At 67.7% G+C, this 13694-nt stretch carries 12 protein-coding genes; 2 read left to right on the forward strand and 10 right to left on the reverse strand.

All coding sequences use genetic code 11. The annotated features are described in order from the left end of the window. Positions 1-138 precede the first annotated feature (138 nt). Both WS62_RS01155 and WS62_RS37200 read right to left on the reverse strand, forming a co-directional pair. On the reverse strand, positions 139-1236 hold the full coding sequence (locus WS62_RS01155) for a hybrid sensor histidine kinase/response regulator (protein WP_066566599.1): 1098 nt from the start codon (positions 1234-1236) through the stop codon (positions 139-141). A gap of 220 nt (positions 1237-1456) precedes the next feature. Then, the gene (locus WS62_RS37200; protein WP_197422740.1) at positions 1457-1972 is read right to left on the reverse strand and encodes a hypothetical protein; all 516 of its coding nucleotides are present in this window, start codon (positions 1970-1972) and stop codon (positions 1457-1459) included. 175 nt (positions 1973-2147) lie between these two features. On the opposite strand from WS62_RS37200, the gene WS62_RS01165 reads away from it, so the two are divergent. Beyond that, complete coding sequence (locus WS62_RS01165; protein WP_231748165.1) at positions 2148-2495, forward strand: MaoC family dehydratase; 348 nt, start codon at positions 2148-2150, stop codon at positions 2493-2495. Positions 2496-2584: 89 nt separating this feature from the next. Here WS62_RS01165 and WS62_RS01170 read toward each other — a convergent pair whose 3' ends face one another. From WS62_RS01170 to WS62_RS01190, 5 genes are all read right to left on the reverse strand, one after another. After that, entirely contained in the window at positions 2585-4018 is a 1434-nt protein-coding gene (locus tag WS62_RS01170) for an aldehyde dehydrogenase family protein (protein ID WP_066566605.1), read from the reverse strand. A gap of 45 nt (positions 4019-4063) precedes the next feature. Then, positions 4064-5704 carry an acetolactate synthase large subunit gene (locus WS62_RS01175; protein ID WP_066566609.1) on the reverse strand — a complete coding sequence of 547 codons (1641 nt, stop codon included), beginning with the start codon at positions 5702-5704 and terminating at the stop codon, positions 4064-4066. 324 nt (positions 5705-6028) lie between these two features. Beyond that, positions 6029-7609 carry a Na+/H+ antiporter gene (locus tag WS62_RS01180; protein WP_066566611.1) on the reverse strand — a complete coding sequence of 527 codons (1581 nt, stop codon included), beginning with the start codon at positions 7607-7609 and terminating at the stop codon, positions 6029-6031. 183 nt (positions 7610-7792) lie between these two features. Further along, positions 7793-9079 (reverse strand): DUF445 domain-containing protein, encoded by a 1287-nt coding sequence (locus WS62_RS01185; protein WP_066566613.1) that lies wholly within the window; start codon positions 9077-9079, stop codon positions 7793-7795. A gap of 28 nt (positions 9080-9107) precedes the next feature. Further along, on the reverse strand, positions 9108-9641 hold the full coding sequence (locus WS62_RS01190; RefSeq protein WP_066566972.1) for a GNAT family N-acetyltransferase: 534 nt from the start codon (positions 9639-9641) through the stop codon (positions 9108-9110). A 176-nt stretch (positions 9642-9817) separates the two neighbouring features. On the opposite strand from WS62_RS01190, the gene WS62_RS01195 reads away from it, so the two are divergent. Then, positions 9818-11491: a phospholipase D family protein gene (locus WS62_RS01195; protein WP_066566615.1), complete on the forward strand. Its 1674-nt coding sequence runs from the start codon at positions 9818-9820 to the stop codon at positions 11489-11491. 43 nt (positions 11492-11534) lie between these two features. On the opposite strand, the gene WS62_RS01200 is transcribed toward WS62_RS01195, so the two are convergent. From WS62_RS01200 to andAb, 3 genes are all read right to left on the reverse strand, one after another. Further along, positions 11535-11951: an HIT family protein gene (locus WS62_RS01200; RefSeq protein WP_066494271.1), complete on the reverse strand. Its 417-nt coding sequence runs from the start codon at positions 11949-11951 to the stop codon at positions 11535-11537. A gap of 172 nt (positions 11952-12123) precedes the next feature. Beyond that, positions 12124-13359, reverse strand: a complete 1236-nt coding sequence (gene andAa, locus WS62_RS01205; RefSeq protein ID WP_066566617.1) for an anthranilate 1,2-dioxygenase system ferredoxin--NAD(+) reductase — start codon at positions 13357-13359, stop codon at positions 12124-12126. Next, positions 13346-13675, reverse strand: a complete 330-nt coding sequence (andAb, locus tag WS62_RS01210) for an anthranilate 1,2-dioxygenase ferredoxin subunit AndAb (protein WP_066566620.1) — start codon at positions 13673-13675, stop codon at positions 13346-13348. Before andAb ends, andAa begins: the two co-directional genes overlap by 14 nt. Positions 13676-13694 lie beyond the last annotated feature (19 nt).

Consider the following 13694-nt stretch of genomic DNA (forward strand, 5'->3'; position numbering starts at 1 on the left):
AAAAAGCGTCGCGCGCCGCACCGGGCGGCTCGCATCGATCCCGGCGCGACGCGAAACCCGGGCATCGCGAGTGTAACTTGAAGCACCGTGTACGGGGACAGGCCAGGGCGCGCGAACGAGCCATGCCGTGCGCATGCGTCACACGGCGCTCGCATCCTTCGGTATCCGAAGTCCCACGAGAAAGCCGCGCGGCGTGTAGCGCATCAGGATCTGTCCGCGATGCTTCGCGGCCGTCGCGCGCACGAACGCGAGCCCGAGCCCGAAGCCGCCGCGCTGCGCGCCGCCCGCGGGCACGAGCCGCACGAACGATTCAGTTGCCGCCGCGCGCTGCTCGGGTGCGATGCCCGCGCCTTCGTCCTCGACGCCGATCAGCCAGCAGTCGCCGTCCTCGACGAGCGTGCAGCGCACCTCGCAGCCCGCGGGGCCGTACTTCAGCGCGTTGTCGACGAGATTCGCGACCGCGCGCGTCAGCATCATCCGGTCGCCGATGCACAGGCATTCTGTCGGCGGCACGTCGGCGCGTACGCGGCTGCCGACGCTGCCCGCCTTCTCCCACATCTGGTCGACCGCATCGAGCACGACCTCGTTCAGGCTCACCGTCTCGCTCGGCCGCTTCTCCGATTGCGCGCGCGTCAGATGAATGAAGCCGTCGGCGAGCGCGAGCGCGCGGCGCGCGTGCGTCTCGATCCGCTCGAGGATCGGCGGCATCGCGCCGTGCTCGTTGCGATAGACGTCGAGGAGCGCGAGGATCGACGTCTGCGGCGTGCGCATGTCGTGCGACAGGAAATCGAGCACTTCGTCGCGCTGCCGCAGCGTCAGATACGAGTTCGAGTGGTAGCGGATGCGCGCGATCAGCTCGATCGTGTCGGGCAGCTTGACGAGATAGTCGTTCGCGCCGGCGACGAACGCCGCGCGCTTGACGTCGGGCTCCTCTTTCGCCGACAGCACGATGATCGGCACGCGCGCCGTCTGCGCATCGGCACGCCACGCGCGCACGAGCTCGAGGCCGTCGATGTCGGGCATCACGAGATCCTGCAGGATCACGGTCGGCTTCACTTCCCTCGCCATCGCGAGTGCGCGCTGCGCGTCGGTGCACGTATGCAGCACGATGTCGCTCTCCGGGACGAGCGAGCGGCGAATCACTTCGCCGACGAACGCCTGGTCGTCGACCAGCAGCACCGAGATCCCTGATTCAAGCGAATCTGAAGCATTATCCCTATTCGTTTTGTTCATCATGTCGTAGCGCTACGCAATCGTTGCCTTGTCGCCTGTTCCAGCTCCGTTCGTCGCTCGCGTGCCTGGCGGGTTCGGCATGCGATCGCGTGAGCGCGAGCCCGCCGTTCCGCGTGAACGGCAATGAAACGGGCCCTCATTCTTTCTTAAAACGAATATAAAGTGCCGATGTTAAATGAAATTAAGTGTGTTCGCTGATTTCGCTCGATAATCGGCGAGCATTTCACTTCGTTTTGCGATCGAATTTCCGATCGAACAGGTAAAAAACGCGCGTCGACGCGATCCGGTCGATACTGCGATCACAATGCGCCGGATACGCGCCGTGCGCAATTGCGTCCGTGCAGTGTGTTATCTGTCCGCAACAGAGAGATTTATCAAATGCGCCGGCAGTTCCGGGAATTGGCGGGACGCAAACGTTTTCTCCGAACACGATCACTGCACGTTCGCCGAACGTGCCCGGCTCGGCAGAAAACGGCGCGCGACGCGCTGCGGGCCGGCGCGTGCCGCATGCGCGCGGCACACGCCGGCCGTCGAACCGATTGAACGTCGGCTGCATGACGCGCGTGCCGCGCAGCCGGACAGCCGGACAGCACGCTCGATTGACCGTCCGGTCGGTGGACGATAGCATCTCGTGACGACGCGACGCCGCCATGCATCGAGCGTCCCCGGCGCAATCGCGGACGTCTCGATCATTGCGCGCCGCCTCTCGTTTTTTCGAGATAGCGGCGATCTCCCGCATTGCGTCCTTATCTCGATATTCGCGTAATGTCCGTTTAAAACGCAATCGATATCTTTCTTATCTAATTACTCACCACGCCTCTATGAATCCGAGTTACCACGTTGGCGAAACCATCTCAAAAATGGTCACGTTCGACATTGATTCCGTTCGCCGATTTGCGACGCTCGCCGGCGACATGAATCCGCTGCATCACGACGAGGCGCTCGCCGAACCGACGCGGTTCGGCGGACTGATCGTCAGCGGTACGCACTATTCGGCGTTGATGATGGGCATGGTCGCGACGTTCCTCAGCGAGCGACGACCGGCGCTCGGACTCGAATTCGAGTTCAAGTTCCGCAAGGCGGTCGCGGCAGGCGACACGGTGACGATGGCGTGGCGGATCGTCGCGATCGAACCGAGCGAGAAGCTGAAGGGTGACGTGGTTCGGCTCGAAGGCATGTTGCGCAACACGGCGGGCGACATCTGCGTGATCGCGAAATCGACGAGCCTCAGCCTGCAGGACGACGCGCTCGCGGCGACGTAGCGCGGAACCGCGGCCGCGATGGGCGGGCGGTTGCGGCGGGCAGCGCCGCCGACGAACGCATCGCCGGGCCGCCCGCCCTCGCGCCGCATTCAGCGCTTGCGCACGACCATCAGCCGCAGCTCGGTCATGTCCTCGATCGCGTAGCGGATTCCTTCGCGGCCGAGCCCCGAGTCCTTCACGCCGCCGTACGGCATGTTGTCGACGCGAAACGACGGCACGTCGTTGATCACGACGCCGCCCACTTCGAGCTCATCCCACGCGCGCTGCGCATGCGCGAGCGAATCGGTGAACACGCCCGCCTGCAAGCCGAAGTCGCTGTCGTTCACCCGCGCGAGCGCGTCGTCAAAATCCGAGAACTTCTCGAGCAGCGCAACGGGGCCGAACGCCTCCTTGCGATACAGATCCTGACCGCGACCGACGTGCTCGAGCAGCGTCGCCTCGAACATCGCGCCGTCGACGCTGCCGCCCGCGACGATCTTCGCGCCCGCCGCGACGGCCGCGTCCATCCAGCCTGCGAGCCGCCGCGATTCCGATTCGGAGATCATCGGGCCGACGAACGTTGCCGGATCCTTCGGATCGCCCATCTTCAGCGAGCGGGTCTTCGCGATCAGCTTCTCGCGCAGCGCATCGTAGACGTCAGCATGCACGATGATCCGCTGCACGCCGATGCAGCTCTGCCCGGACTGGTAGTACGCGCCGAACGCGAGCCGGTCGACGACGTAGTCGAGCCGTTCGCGCTGATCGGCATCGACGATCGCGGCCGCGTTGCCGCCCAGTTCGAGCACGACCTTCTTCTTGCCCGCCTTCTTCTTCAACTCCCAGCCGACCGCGGGCGAGCCCGTGAACGACAGCAGCTTGAAGCGCTCGTCGGTCGTGAAGAGATCGGCGCCGTCACGATGCGCGGGCAGGATCGAGAACGCGCCCTTCGGCAAATCCGTTTCCGCGAGGATCTCGCCGATGATCAGCGCGCCGATCGGCGTGCGGCTCGCGGGCTTCAGCACGAACGGGCAGCCCGCGGCAAGCGCGGGCGCGACCTTGTGCGCGGCGAGGTTCAGCGGAAAGTTGAACGGCGAGATGAACGAGCACGGCCCGATCGGCACGCGCTTGTAATAGCCGCTGTAGCCCTGCGCGCGCGGCGAGATTTCGAGATTGATGATCCCGCCTTCGATGCGCACCGCTTCCTCGGCCGCGACGCGGAACGTGTCGATGAGGCGCGTCACCTCGCCCTTCGAATCGTTGATCGGCTTGCCCGCCTCGATGCACAGCGCCTCGGCCAGCTCGTCGAAACGCTCGCGAAAGCGCGCGACGCAGTGTTCGAGAATCGCCTGCCGCTTGAACGCGGGCAGCTCGCGCAACGGCTTCTGCGCGTCGACGGCCGCCGCGATCGCGGCGTCGATCGCCTTCGCGTCGGCGAGCGCAACGCGCGTCGCAACCTTGCCGCTGTATTTGTCGGTGACGTCGAGATCGGTGTTCGCGTATACCGCGTCGTTCGCGAGGTAGTACGGATAGGTTTCCTTCAGCATGTCGAATGACTCCGTCCGGTTGATGTGCCGAGTTGCCGACTGCGGTCACAATTGCGCCGACAGGCGCTTGATTTCACGGTTCAGCACGCGCTCGTTGTCCGAGTAATCGATCGGCACGTCGATCAGATGCACGCCCGGCGACGCGAAGCACTCGCGCACGAGCGGCTCGAGATCGTCGGCCGATGCGATCCGGTGCCCGTGCGCACCGTAGCTCTGCGCATACGCGACGAAATCCGGGTTCGACAGTGTCATCGCGTAATCCGGGAAGTTCATGTTCTCCTGCTTCCAGCGGATCATGCCGAACGCGTCGTCGCGCAGGATCATCACGACGAGGTCGAGCTTGAGCCGCACCGCCGTTTCGAGTTCCTGGGAATTCATCATGAAGCCGCCGTCGCCGCACACCGCGATCACCTTGCGCTGCGGATGCACGATCTTCGTCGCGATCGCCGACGGCAGGCCCGCGCCCATCGACGCGAGCGCGTTGTCGAGCAGCAGCGAATTCGGCTCGTGCGCGCGCCAGTAGCGCGCGAACCAGATCTTGTACATGCCGTTGTCGAGACAGACGATGCCGTCTTTCGGCAGCGACCGGTAGAGATCGTTGACGATCCGCACCGGATACATCGGAAAGCGCGGATCGTCCTGCCCCTTCTTCAGGTGTGCTTCGAAGTGCGCCTTGATCAGCATGAAGCGCGAGAAATCCCAGTACGGCTGCTGCGCCAGCTTCGCTTTCATCTGCCACACCGCGTTCGCGATGTCGCCGACGACCTCGATCTGCGGAAAGTACACGGGATCGACCTGCGCGCCGAGAAAGTTCACGTGGATCACGGTCTTGTCGTCGGCGCGCATGAAGAACGGCGGCTTCTCGATCACGTCGTGGCCGACGTTGATGATGCAGTCCGCGTGCTCGATCGCGCGGTGGACGAAGTCGCCGTCCGACAGCGTCGCGTTGCCGAGCCACAGCGGATGCGTCTCGTCGATCACGCCCTTGCCCATCTGCGTCGTGAAGAACGGGATGCCCGTCGCGTCGACGAATTCCTTGAGCATCTTGCAGGTCGTCTTGCGATTGCCGCCCGCGCCGATCATCAGGAGCGGATGGCGCGCCGCCCGAATCGCGTCGACCGCGCGCGCGACCGCCTTGTCCTCGGCGATCGGCCGGCGGCTGTAGCTCGCCGGGATCGGCTTGCCGTCGCCCTCTTCGTGCGCGATGTCCTCGGGCAATTCGAGATGCGTCGCGCCGGGACGCTCTTCCTCCGCGCGCCGAAACGCTTCGCGCACCGCCGACGGAATGTTGCCGATCGACACGATCTGCCGCGTGAGCTTCGTCAGCGGCTGCATCATCCCGACCACGTCGACGATCTGGAAATGCCCCTGCTTGCTCGACTTGATCGGCTTCTGCCCGGTGATCATCAGCATCGGCATGCCGCCCAGCTGCGCGTATGCGGCCGCCGTCACGAAATTCGTCGCGCCCGGGCCGAGCGTCGACAGGCACACGCCCGTCTTGCCGGTCAGCCGCCCGTAGGTGGCCGCCATGAAACCCGCCGCCTGCTCGTGGCGGGTCAACACCAGCTTGATGCGGGACCGCCGCAGGGATTCGAGCAGATCGAGGTTTTCCTCGCCGGGAATGCCGAACACATACTGGACGCCTTCTGCTTCCAGCGCCTTCACGAACAGATCCGATGCTTTCATGGGGGACTCTCGGTTGGTGCCGCGCATCCGGCCTACGGACGGCGCGGCGTTGAGCGACGCGCACGCCGGCCTACGGCGCGCGCGACCCGTTTCCTTCGACAGACAAAAGCACGAGCAAGCTGGGCGAAACCACCGCGGCGATGCGCGGCGCGGCCCGCGGCATTCGGTCGGACACCGAAATGGCGGCCGGCGCGCGAATGACGGCGCGCCGGCGGTGGAAACGCTTCTCGATTGTAGAAGATCGCCGAAAAAGCCGCTTCGAGCAGCGCGGTTGACGAAACGATGACAGTCGGAAAGGAAAGGCGTGACCGGCGGCGTATGCCGCTACCCCTTCGCGTGCTGCGCCGCGATCTCCTGCAAATCGAGATCGCGTTCGAGCAGGTACAGCATCTCGTCGTGAATCCGCCCGCCGCGATGCAGCCGCAGCAACTCCACGCGGCCGGCCGCGATCGCGGCGAGCACGACGTCGTAGTGCGCGTTGCGCTCGCTCGCCGGGAACGCGGGCTCGTTCTGATGGCGCGCAGTCACGTTCGCGCGGTACGTATATTGCTCGAGCAGCCGCGGATGGATCACGTTGCCGTCGGCGTCGCGCACGAGCGGCTGGATCGCCGCGAGCTGCGCGGCCTCGACGCGCGCCCACGCCTGCGGCTCGGTCAGATGATGCACGGCGGGCCCCGGATCGCGCAGCTTCAGCAGCCGGATCAGCGGCCCGATCGTCGTGCCCTGCAACAGCACCGTGACGAGGATCACCGCGAACGCGGCGACGAGAATCAGGTCGCGGCCCGGCATCGCATCCGGCAGCGACAGCGCGATCGCGAGCGTCACGACGCCGCGCATCCCCGCCCAGCTCATCACGGTCGCCGAGCGCCAGTCGGCGCGCAAACCGCGCCGCAATACGCGCGCGACGGGCGCCTTCAGCAATTCGACCGCGAACACCCAGACGAAGCGGGACACGACGACGGCGACGAGCACCGCGACCACGGCGGGCGTCATCGTCGCGAACACCTCGCCGAGCCCGCCGAGCCGCACGATCACGCCGCGCAGCGACAAGCCGATCAGCACGAACACGAGCGCCTCGAGCAGGAACACGATCACCTGCCAGAAGGCGGTGCCGCGGTTGCGCACCGATGCGGAGAACACCTCGTGCTGATGCCAGCCGAGCATCATCCCGGTCGTCACGGTCGCGATCACGCCGGACACCTCGGCCATTTCGCCGGCGATATAGCTGATCCATGCGGCGATGACGGCCGTCGTGATCACGAGGTAATCGTCTTCGATGAGCATCAGGAAACGCACGATCAGCCAGCCGACGGCGGAGCCGACCGCGACGCCGCCAAGGCCGAGCTCGGCGAAGCGCACGACCGCATCGCCCGCGCTGAACGCGCCCGTGAGCGCGGCGGCGACCGCGAAGCGGAACAGCACGAGCCCCGCCGCGTCGTTCAGGAGGCTCTCGCCTTCGAGCAGCACCATCAGCCGGCGCGGCAGCGCGACGCGCTCGAGCACGGCCTTCGCGGCGACCGCATCGGGCGGCGACACGATCGCGCCGAGCGCGAAGCACGCGGCCCACGGCAGGCCAGGCGCGACGAGATGCACGGCGACGCCGACGACGAGCGTCGTGAACGCGACCGCGCCGATCGCGAGCATCATGATGCCGCCGACGTTGCGCTTGAACTCCTCCCATACCGAGAAGTACGCGCCGTCCATCAGGAGCGGCGGCAGGAACACGATCAGCACGAGATCGGGATCGAGATTGACGGGCGGCAGCCCGGGCAGGAACGCGATGCCCGCGCCGCCGACGAGCAGCGCGGCCGCGGGCGGCAGCCGGAGCCGCTTCGCGAGCAGCTCGAGCGCGATGATCGCGAGAAATGACAGCAAGACGAGCTTGAATGCCGAGACCGGAGACATGAAAGCGCCTTCTTCGCAAGGGTTGAATGGCCGGACGAACGCATGGACGGTCGCGCGATTACAGCACGGCGACGCGTGCGGCGTCGAGCATGCGAATGTCAAATCCGTTCAGGATGCCGATGCTTCGGCGCGGCGAACACGTCCAACGCATCGAACGCCGAGGCGGCGACGACCGCGCGCCGCTCAATGCGGCAGCGCGCCCGCCCACCGCGCGATGCTCGACACCGCGTACAGCCCGAGCCCGATCAGCCCGCCGACCAGCGTGCCGTTGATCCGGATGTACTGCAGATCCTTGCCGATGTTCAGCTCGATCTGCCGCGACATCTCGCGCGCGTCCCAGTTCTTCACGGTATCGCTGATGTGCCGCGTCAGGAACTCGGCGAACTCGGGCGCCATCTCGCTCGCCGCGCGCTCGACGTGCTCGTTCATCGAGTCGCGCAACTGCGGGCTCTGTGCGAGGCGCTCGCCGAGCCAGTTGCCGAGCGCCGTCGCGCGCTGGTGGACGACCGACTCGTCGCGCGCGAGATCGGCCTTCAGCCACGCGCGCAGCTGGTCCCACAGGTCCTTCACGTACCGGTTGAACGCGTCGCCGTCGCGCAGATAGCGCTTGATCTCCTCGCCCTTCTCGATGAACGCGGGGTCGCTCTTCAGCCGCACGACGAGCCGCGCGGCCGCGTCGTCGAAGCTGCGCCGCAGCCGGTGCTCAGGGTCCTCGCCGATCTGCGTGAGCACGCGCGTCACGACGTTCGAGACCAGCTCCGCGCCGTGCTCGCCGAGCCAGTTCATCGGCAGCAGCCTCTCCATCTTCGGGAATTCGTATTTCAGCCAGTCGACGATGTACGTCGCGATCGACGCGCGATTCTCGGGATCGCGAAGGAACGCGACGATCTGCGCGATCCCGTCGTCGAGGAGCGCCTGATGGCGGCCGTCCTTCGTCAGCGTGTCGAGAATCGCGCCCGCCGACTGCGACAGGTCGACCCGGTCGAGCGCCGCATGGAACGCGTCCTTCACGAACGACTGGATCCGCGCGTCGTCGGTCATGTCGAGCCCGAACGCGATGAGGCGCGTCGCGTAGCCGCCCAGCACGTCCGCATTGCGCGGCGTCGCGAGCCACTGCGCGAGCCGCGCGGCCGGGTCGTGCCGCTTGATCAGCGCGACGATCGACGCCGGATCGAGAAACTTCTCCTGCACGAATGCGGCCAGATTGTCGGCAATCTTTTCCTTGTTCTGCGGAATGATCTCCGTGTGCCGCGACACGAACGGGATCGGCACGCGCCGGAACAAGGCGACGACCGCGAACCAGTCGGCGAGCGCGCCGACCATCGACGCCTCGGCGATCGCCTTGACGCCGTCGATCCAGAAGCCGCGCGGCGCGAACAGCGTCGCGACGAACACGCCCGCCGCGCCGAAGAGCAGCGCGAGCGCGCGCCGCTTGCTGTTTCGGAGTTCCCGTTCCTTGTCGTCGAGCATCGTGACCCGGTCGTATCGATTCCGCCCGTCAGGCGCGCGGCGGCGCGGACGGCAGGCGCTTCACCATCAACAGTTCGTCCGCGTAGCCGTTCGCCCCCTTCAGCGCGCGCGGCTCGACGCCGTATACGACGAAGCCGTGCCGCTCGTAGAACGCGCGCGCCGCGCCGTTGCCGTCGACGACCGCGAGCGTCACCTGCTCGACTGCTTCGGCCGCCGCCGCGAGCACCGCGTCGAGCAGCGCGGCGCCGACGCCGTGCCGACGCGCATCCGGCGCGACGTACATGCCCCACAGGAAGCCCTTGTGACGCGCCTTCGCGCCGGCGAGCCGCTTAAAGCCGGCCATCCCGGCGATCCGGCCGTCGACGTACGCGCCGAACACGATCGCGCCGGCGAGCCGCTCGGCGAACGCGACCAGCGGGCGGGCGGCTTCGGCGTCGTAGGTCGAGCCGAACGCGTCCGGCGCGTCCCGCAGCGCAGCGAGGCGGATCGCGCGATAGTCGGCCGCGTGCGCGGCCAGAAGCCGTCTGACTTCGACGGACGGTGCGGGTGCCGGTTTGACCATGACGGGCGTCGCGAGCATGAAAAATGAACTCGTCAGATGGTACACCGACGCGTCGCGCGGCTCGGTTGACCCGCGTCGCCGGCGACACTTAGAATGCCTTAACGCGGTGCTCCGGCCTGCCGCGCCGTCGATTCGACGACCATCCAGACCGATCGATGCCCGAAGGAGTCACCCACGTGCCGGACCGTCCCGCCCGCCGCAGTCCGTCGCTGCGCCGCCCGACCGGCGTCGTCGCGGCCGCGGCGCGTGCGCTCGTCGTGTGCGCAGCGCTCGGGCTTGGGCTCGCGCTTGCCGGCTGCGCGACGCATCCGCCCGCCACCACGCTCGACCGCACGGTCTCTCACGCGCTGCCGCCCGACACGTCGACGCCGCTCGCCGACGCGCTCGCCGCACCGCAGCGCGCGCATCCGGGCGAGTCCGGCTTTCTCGTGCTGCCGCGCGGCGACGAGGCGCTGCAGATGCGCATCGCGGTCGCGCGCGCGGCGACGAAGACACTCGACATCCAGTACTACATCGCCGCCGAGGACACGACGGGCAAGCTGCTGCTCGGCGCGGCGCTCTACGCGGCCGACCGCGGCGTGCGCGTGCGGATGCTCGTCGACGACCTGAACTTCAAGGACATCGATCGCCTGATGGCGGCGCTCGACTCGCACGCGAACCTCGAGGTGCGCGTGTTCAATCCGTTCGGCGCGGCGCGCCGCGGGATGTTCGCGCGCACGTCGGACGTCTTCACGCAAATCGACAACTTCACGCGCCGGATGCACAACAAGGCGATGATCGTCGACAACCAGATCGCGATCGTCGGCGGCCGCAATCTCGGCGACGAGTATTTCAACGCGAGCCCGACGTTGCAATTCCGCGATCTCGACGTGCTCACGGCGGGCCCCGTCACGCACGACGTCTCCGCGAGCTTCGACGCGTACTGGTCGAGCGCGCTCACGTATCCGCTGCCAGTGCTGAACCGGCAGCGCTACGACGCGACGGATCTGGATGCGGCGCGCGAGGCGCTGCGTGCGCACTGGCGCGCGAACGCGACGCCGTACAACGCGAAGCCGCTGAACGCGACGCCGCTGTCCGCGCAGATCGCCCGCGACGAGCTCGGCCTCGTCTGGGCGCCGGCGGAGTTCACGGCCGATTCGCCCGACAAGATCGCCGCGCCCGACGACAGCTACAAGAGCCCGCCGATGCAGCGGCTCATCGCGCTGACGCGCGACGCGCAGCGCGAATTCCTCGTGCTGTCGCCGTATTTCGTGCCGCACAAGGCGGGTGTGAAGGCGCTCGGCCAGCTCACCGCGCGCGGCGTGCGCGTCGCCATCCTGACGAATTCGCTCGCCGCGACCGACGCGGTCGCCGTGCAAGCGGGCTACGCGCCGTATCGCGTGCCGATGCTGCGACACGGCATCGAGCTGTACGAATACAAGCCGGATCAGGGGCGCACGCGCATCGGCATGCTCGGCTCGCGCTCGCGCGCGAGCCTGCATGCGAAGGCATACGTGATCGATCGGAAGATTCTCGTGATCGGCTCGCTGAACCTCGATCCGCGCTCCGCGCACCTGAACACGGAGCTCGCGCTCGTGATTCACAGCCCGCGGCTCGCGAAAGAAGTCGCCGACCTGTTCGACGAGGTGACGAAGCCGACCATCAGCTATCGCGTGACGCTCGCGTCCGATACGCCGGGCGCGCCCGGCGCGGTGCAGACGGCGGGCGCGAGCACGGCCGCGTGGCCGCTCGTGTGGACCGAAGTCGCCGACGGCCGCGTGCGCACGTACGGCGTCGATCCGCACGCGGGCTTCTATCGCAACCTGCTCGCGGGGCTGTGTCTGTTGTTGCCGATCGACGATCAGCTTTGATGCGCGGCGCGGCTTCACGCCGCGCCCGCGGTACGCGTTGCGTTTACAGCGCCGCGCGAACCCGCTGCGCCAGCGCCTCGAGCTCGGCCGCGTCGGCCATCTCGCGCGCGTGCATCTTCAGCGGCTCGTCGGCCCAGCGCGGAATCACGTGGAAATGCACGTGCGGCACCGTCTGGCCCGCCGCCGCGCCGTTGAACTGGCCGATGAAGAGCCCTTCCGGCTCGAGCGTCCGGCGCAATGCGAGCGCGACGCGCTTCACCATCTTCATCGATTCGGCCGCCGCGGCCTCGGACAGCTCGTAGAACGTCTCCGCCGCCTCCTTCGGCACGACGAGCGCATGGCCCTTCGATTGCGGCATGATGTCCATGAACGCGAGCGTCGTGTCCGTTTCGCACAGGCGGATGCACGGCACTTCGCCGCGCAGGATCTTCGCAAAAATGTTCGATTGATCGTAGGCCATCAAAGTCTCCCGGCTCGCGAGCCTGTCTGTCGGATGTTCGTCAACTCGCGATTCTTACCGGTCGCGCGCGATCGCGCAAGCGATCCGGCATGCGAATGCGCGCGCGCAAGCGTCGGCCGCTTGCGCGCGCGTGCCGGCGTCGATCCGGGAGCGACATGTCACGCGCCGGATGCTAGGCGCCGCGCGGCAACATCGATCGCAGCGCGACGGACGGGTCCGCGAGACGCACGGGATCGAGCGCGACGTTCGCCGTCATCAACCGCCGGCACGCGGCGATCTCTCGCCCCGCGTTGACGGCCGCCGCCGCTTCGAGCTCGCCGCGCGCATTCAGCGCGAACACGCAGAACGCGCCGTCGTCCGGCGACCCTCGCACGACGAGCGTCTGCTCGTCGCCGAAAAGGCCGAGCGTCTGCAGATTGCAGTCGTACTGATCGGACCACAGCCACGGCCATTCCGCGTAGGTTTCGCAGCCGCCGAGCATGTTCGCGGCCGCGACGCCCGGCTGGTTCTCCGCGACCTGCCACGATTCGATCCGCACGCGGCGGCCGACGAGCGGATTGAAATGCCGCGTAACCTCGCCCGCCGCGAAGATCGCCGGATCGGCGGTGCGGCACATCTCGTCGACGCATACGCCGTTGTCGACATCGAGGCCCGCCGCCTGCGCGAGCTCGACGTTCGGCACGACGCCGATGCCGGCCACGACGACGTCGGCTTCGACGTCGCCCGCGCTCGTTTCTACTACGACTGCGCCGTCCACGCCGCGTCGAATCCGCTCGGGCAGCGCGGCGAGCCGCACGTCGACGCCGCGCCGCGTATGCAGCGCGAGCGCGAACGTGCCGATGATTTCCGGCATCCCGCGCTGAAGCAGGCGTTGCGCGGGGTCGACGAGCGTCGCGCGGCAGCCGAGCCGCACCGCCGACGCGGCGACTTCCAGCCCGATGAAGCCGCCGCCCAGCACCGCGACGCGCTTGCCCGGCGCGAGCGCCGCGTGCAATGCGCGGGCATCGGCAACGGTGCGCACGTAATGAACCGGCACGTCCGCGTCGACCGGGCCGGCGAAGCGCCGCACGCGCGAGCCGGTCGCGATCAGCAGACGCGCGTAGCCGACGCGCGTGCCGTCGCTCAGGCACACCCGCTGCTCGGTGCGCTCGATCGCATCGACGCGCACGCCGAGCCGCAGCGCGATGTCGCGCTCGCGATACCACGCGGCGTCGCGCACGAACGCGCGGCGCTCGCCTTCGTCGTCGACGAGCGCGTCCTTCGACAGCACCGGCCGGTCGTACGGCAGCTCGGGCTCCGCGCCGATCATCACGATCCGCGCGGCCGGATCGCGTTCGCGCAGCGTCTCGGCCGCGCGGCGCGCCGCGTGCCCGCCGCCCGCGATCAGATACGGATCAGTCGTCGACATGGATCTCGACCTGTCCGTCGACGATGCGGATCGGATACGCGCGCACGGGCTCCGTCACGGGCGCGCATTTCGGCGCGCCCGTGCGGATGTCGAAGAGCCCCTGATGCAGCGGGCATTCGACGCAGCCGTCCTCGATGAAGCCTTCGGACAGCCGCGCGTGTCCGTGCGTGCACAGGTCGTGCAGCGCGAACACGTCGTCGCCGATCCGGAACACCGCGACCGGCCTGCTGCCGACGACGCGCGCGGCCGGCTCATCCTCCGTGAATTCATCGAGCGCGCCGAGCGGATGCCACGCGGCGACGGTTTCGTTGCTCATGCTTCGAACTCCTTGCGAG

This window comes from Burkholderia sp. ABCPW 14 (assembly GCF_001523835.1).
Lineage (GTDB): Bacteria > Pseudomonadota > Gammaproteobacteria > Burkholderiales > Burkholderiaceae > Burkholderia > Burkholderia mayonis.